Origin of the sequence: Mycobacterium sp. (assembly GCF_032162105.1) — a bacterium.
GTDB lineage: Bacteria > Actinomycetota > Actinomycetes > Mycobacteriales > Mycobacteriaceae > Mycobacterium.
On the sequence record NZ_JAVRPS010000013.1, the window covers coordinates 1 to 4,455 of the forward strand.

The window sequence follows — 4,455 nt, forward strand, 5'->3', positions numbered from 1 at the left end:
TTTCTGCGGCGTGCCCGCCAGCGAAGTGGTTGGCCAAGAGGAGCGCGTTCGTGTCCGCAGCGCGAGAAAGCACCTCGCGACGGGTCCGCCGTGCTTGTTGGGGATCCTCGCAGAAGCAGCTGTTCCAATGCGGCTCCACGATCTGTATCGGATTGTTCAATACGTCACCGATGAAAATTGCACGGTCAGAGCCGGACTCGAGAGTGACGATCGCGCTTCCCGGCGTGTGGCCTGGGGCGGCCATGAGGCTCAAGTTCTCGTCAATGGTGTGGCTGCCGCTCCACAACACGGCCTGCCCGGCATTGTGGATCGGCGCAATGCTGTCCTCGTATGCGTTTTGATTGACAAGCGCGCCAAGCGGTTTGGTGTCGTTGAGCGGATTCCAATAATCGAAGTCTTCGAGGGTGAACAGATAGGAGGCGTTGGGAAACGTGGGAACCCACTCGCGATTTTCCAACACCGTGTTCCAGCCGACGTGGTCGAAGTGAAGGTGGGTGCAGACAACGATATCCACGTCTTCGGGTTTCACTCCCGCGCGACCGAGGTCCTGGATATAGGGAGTATCGAGGTGTGACGACAGCGGAAAGTAGGGGCGTTCCTTGCCGTTTCCGGATGCTGTATCGATCAGGATGTTCTTGCCGGCACTGCGGACCAAATACGATGCCGAACAGGTAACGACCTCGTTCGACTCCCGGTTCCAGAACCTAGGTGCCAGCCACGAACTGTGTCGCTCCCAGACCTCGCGGCCGCCTTCAGGGGCGAGTTGGGCAGTTATCGGGGCGCAGCCTTCCCATTCCGTGATGCGCGTGACTGTCACGTCACCCAGGGTGATCGATTCCATCAGTCTCCCTCGATCTGTTGTCTCCAGTAAGGCGTCCGCAACGGTTTGGTCCGCCCGCTCAATTGGCGACGGCGCAACCGCGGCATTTCGCTTAGCGACCAGACCCGAGGAGTCGGCCTCGTGCCGAAGCCTGTCGCGTCTTTTTCGGCATCGAGCAAGACTATCAGACAGTTCTGTCTAATTCCACCGTTGGCTCGCTGATGAGGCTGCAGCGCAACGGTTCTGGTCGCCAAGCACAGCTTGCACATCGAGCCAGGCCGATTTCTACCACCAGCACACTGCGCGACCGGCCGATCATCACCGAGACGCGCGGCCCGGCATCGATGTCCCATTCTCTTCGGGCCATGTTGTCTGATCCTGGGGACCACATGCGGCTCGGGCGGAGCCAATTGCGTTGGGACATTTCGTCCAGGAAGTCAGTGCATGCCAGCGCATCCACTGCTGGGTTACTTGCCATCGTCCCGAAGCCGGCACGCGCAAGTGACAGGTTGACCCGAACGAACGTGGCGTTATTGGTACCACTCTGCGACCAGTGAAAGGACGTCGGTCGGTACTAGCGTTGGAACCGCACACCTGTCAGCGGACGCGTGGCAGCGAAGAGTGCGGTGACTGGCCCGTGCGTGATCATCGCGCTCCCTACGCCACTGCCAGCACCGACCTCGGCAACCAAAGGAGCCGCCGATGACCTCACCCACCAGACCTCACCCGGTCGTCGTCATCCGCCCAACCGGGATCCACTCCACCGCCTCGCGGCCGTCACAAATGCAGTTCCGCAAGCGATGCCCTCGATACGCCTCGCCATCTTGGCCTTCTCCACGCTTGTATGGAGGTGCGATGTGCATGAAGCGGTAGCGGATCCAGCCGTGGTTCGTGAGAATCAGCTCGAGTGGGCCTCGGACGTGTTTCCAACGGTCCGTGTGCAGCGCGCCTGTTTCGACGAGGTCGTGACAAAGTCAGGAATTCCCGAAGCTGGGTTGGGCGACGGGGACGGCGACGACCTGATCCGGGCCTACCTGCAGTCCCGGTTCGCCAGTATCCAGGATCGGATGCTGCGCGAGCTGTCAGGCTTTCCCTCTGCCCGGCAACGCATTATCGGCGTCTTTGAAATCCTGGGCCTGTCGTTTGCCGAGCCAGCCTTTGAGCGTGACATAGAGGAGTCAACCCTGGCCACCGAAGCCAGCCTGCCCGAGGCGCTGGTCGAGGGAGTGAGGACGAAATATCACAACTGGATTCACACCCTGTTCTGCGATCTGGCTCACGCCGCGCAGGTCACTCATCCAGAGGAACTCACCGAGCAGCTTGTCATGATCTACCGCGGCACCTGCGTCACAGCCTGGATGGACCGACGGCCCGACATCGCCGCGACGGCATCTTCGCTGGCGCGCACGGTGATGGCCGCCGCGACGGACCCGTCCGCGAACTAGAACGGTCAGTCGAGCTGAATACTCTGCCTCGAATCAGAGCCACGGGTGGTGAAGCTGCTCAGGTCGCAGGCCAAGGATACGACCGCGTCAGCTAGGCGGCCTAGCGGTCAACGTTGCACCTCAGGGAATATCGACCGATTGGCTTGTGTCTTTAGTCTGGTCGGTCTAAATTTTGACTGGGCTGTCCGATCAAACAGATCGGTACAAAGACATGAGGAGCGGACATGACAAGCCCCACCGTGGTTCGGGATCTGGAAGGCAAGGTCGCGCTGGTCACCGGCGCGACATCGGGTATCGGTAGGGCCGCTGCGGTGCAGCTGGCCGCACAGGGGGCCACGGTGATCGTGCACGGCCGCGATGCCAGCCGGGGCGCTGAGGTGGTCGCCGAAATCGAAAAGGATGGTGGTTCAGCTCGTTTCGTCGGCGCCGACCTGGGAGTGCCAGCAGAGGCCTTGCGATTGGCCCAGGAGGTCGGCGACGTCGACATCCTCGTCAACAATGCAGGGTTCGCGTGGTTCGGCCCGTCGGAAGGGCTGCCCGTCAACACGCTGGATCAGCTGTTCGTCGCCAACGTGGAGGCCCCATACCTGCTGGTGTCGGTGCTGGCCCCGAAGATGGTGGCCCGGGGCGATGGCGTGATCATCAACCTGGCCAGCAGGGCCGGCATCGTCGGTAAGCCCGACAGTGCCGCCTACGGCGCCACCAAAGCCGCACTGGCCTCCTTGGCCCGCTCATGGGCCGCCGAATACGGACCCGCCGGCATCAGGGTCAACGCCATCTCACCGGGACCCGTCTACACCAACGCGGCCCCACGGGAGCTGTTCGATTCCATGGCCGAGACCACTCTGCTCGGTCGGGTTGCCGAGCCGCAGGAGATCGCCGACGTGATCGGATTCCTGGCTTCCCACCGCGCGTCCTACAACACCGGTACCAACGTGGCCGTCGACGCCGGTCGCCCCGCCGCCGCAAACAAGCAACGAACCGAATTGGCATCATGAGCATCTCGATAATGGCGGTCAGCTTCGACGCCCGCGACGCCGCCCAACTCGCACAGTTCTGGGCCCAGGTCCTGCACCGCACCGTCAATGATGGCGCCACCGAGGACTCCGCGTCGATCCCGGCAGACACCGACGGCCAACAGGGACCCCTCCTGTTGTTTCACAAGGTGGCCGAGGACAAGACCGTCAAGAACCGCGTGCACTTCGATCTGCGGTCCAACGACGTCGTCACCGACGCCGAGCGACTGACGAACCTGGGCGCCAAGCAGATCCGCTCACTGGCCGAGAACGACAACCGGTGGATCGGCTTCATCGACCCCGACGGCAACGAGTTCGATCTCGTGGCCAGCTGACCGCTGCCGCTGCCCGCACGAGGAAGGGATGCACCATGAGCAACCTCGCTACGTCCGCTACTGCTGAAACATCCGTCAAGCAGCGCCAGATCCTGCTTGTTGGACCATACGGCGTCCTTGGTACTGGCGTTATCGACGCCGTCGCCGAGAACCCGCAGTGGACGGTCACCACAGCCGCGCGTCGACCCGCACCGGCCTATCGAGCGCAGTCCGCACCCCCTCACATCAGCGTCGATCTGATGGACCGCGAGGGCACGAAGAGCGCCTTTTCGTCTCTCTATGAGGTGACCGATCTGGTCTTCGCCGCCTACGCCGAGAAACCCACGATGGCCGAAACCGTCGAGCCAAATGCCAGCATGTTGAGAAATGCGCTCGACGCCCTCGCAGCGGGCAACGTGCACATTCAACGTGTCGTACTCGCCGGCGGCGCCAAGTCCTACGGCTTCAGTCTCGGCGCCTTCAACGCTCCAGCGAAGGAGACAGACCCACGTCTCATTGCGCCGATCCACTATCACCAGCAGGAAGACATTCTGGCTGACTGGGCCGCTGAGACTGGGGCTAGTTGGACGGTTTTGCGTCCCCATCTGGTCATGGGACCAAGCCTGAACTCGCCAATGAACTTGGTTACCAGTCTCGCGACGTACGCTGCGATGACTCGCGAACTCGGGCTGCCCTTACGCTTTCCTGGCACCAAGGAGGGATGGAACACTCTCCAGGAGACAACTGACGCAGAATTGTTCGGCCGGGCGACCTTGTGGGCTCTAGGTGAAGACAAAGCACGCAATGAAATCTTCAACATATCGAACGGAGATGTCTATCGCTAGTCTTTTCCAATGCAA

Annotated in this window: 5 protein-coding genes; 4 read left to right on the forward strand and 1 reads right to left on the reverse strand. The window is 61.8% G+C overall.

All coding sequences use genetic code 11. From position 1 onward, the window contains the following. Positions 1-841 (reverse strand): MBL fold metallo-hydrolase (locus QOC69_RS00455; RefSeq protein ID WP_526435261.1); only part of this gene is annotated, 841 nt, incomplete at its 3' end. Positions 842-1,677: 836 nt separating this feature from the next. Here QOC69_RS00455 and QOC69_RS00460 point away from each other — a divergent pair. From QOC69_RS00460 to QOC69_RS00475, 4 genes are all read left to right on the forward strand, one after another. Continuing rightward, complete coding sequence (locus QOC69_RS00460) at positions 1,678-2,265, forward strand: hypothetical protein (protein WP_526435263.1); 588 nt, start codon at positions 1,678-1,680, stop codon at positions 2,263-2,265. 224 nt (positions 2,266-2,489) lie between these two features. Continuing rightward, complete coding sequence (locus QOC69_RS00465) at positions 2,490-3,263, forward strand: SDR family NAD(P)-dependent oxidoreductase (protein WP_526435265.1); 774 nt, start codon at positions 2,490-2,492, stop codon at positions 3,261-3,263. Continuing rightward, positions 3,260-3,616, forward strand: coding sequence for a VOC family protein (locus QOC69_RS00470; protein ID WP_526435267.1), 357 nt, complete (start codon positions 3,260-3,262; stop codon positions 3,614-3,616). The genes QOC69_RS00465 and QOC69_RS00470 overlap by 4 nt, the downstream gene beginning before the upstream one ends. A 35-nt stretch (positions 3,617-3,651) precedes the next feature. After that, complete coding sequence (locus QOC69_RS00475) at positions 3,652-4,440, forward strand: NAD-dependent epimerase/dehydratase family protein (RefSeq protein WP_526435269.1); 789 nt, start codon at positions 3,652-3,654, stop codon at positions 4,438-4,440. Positions 4,441-4,455 lie beyond the last annotated feature (15 nt).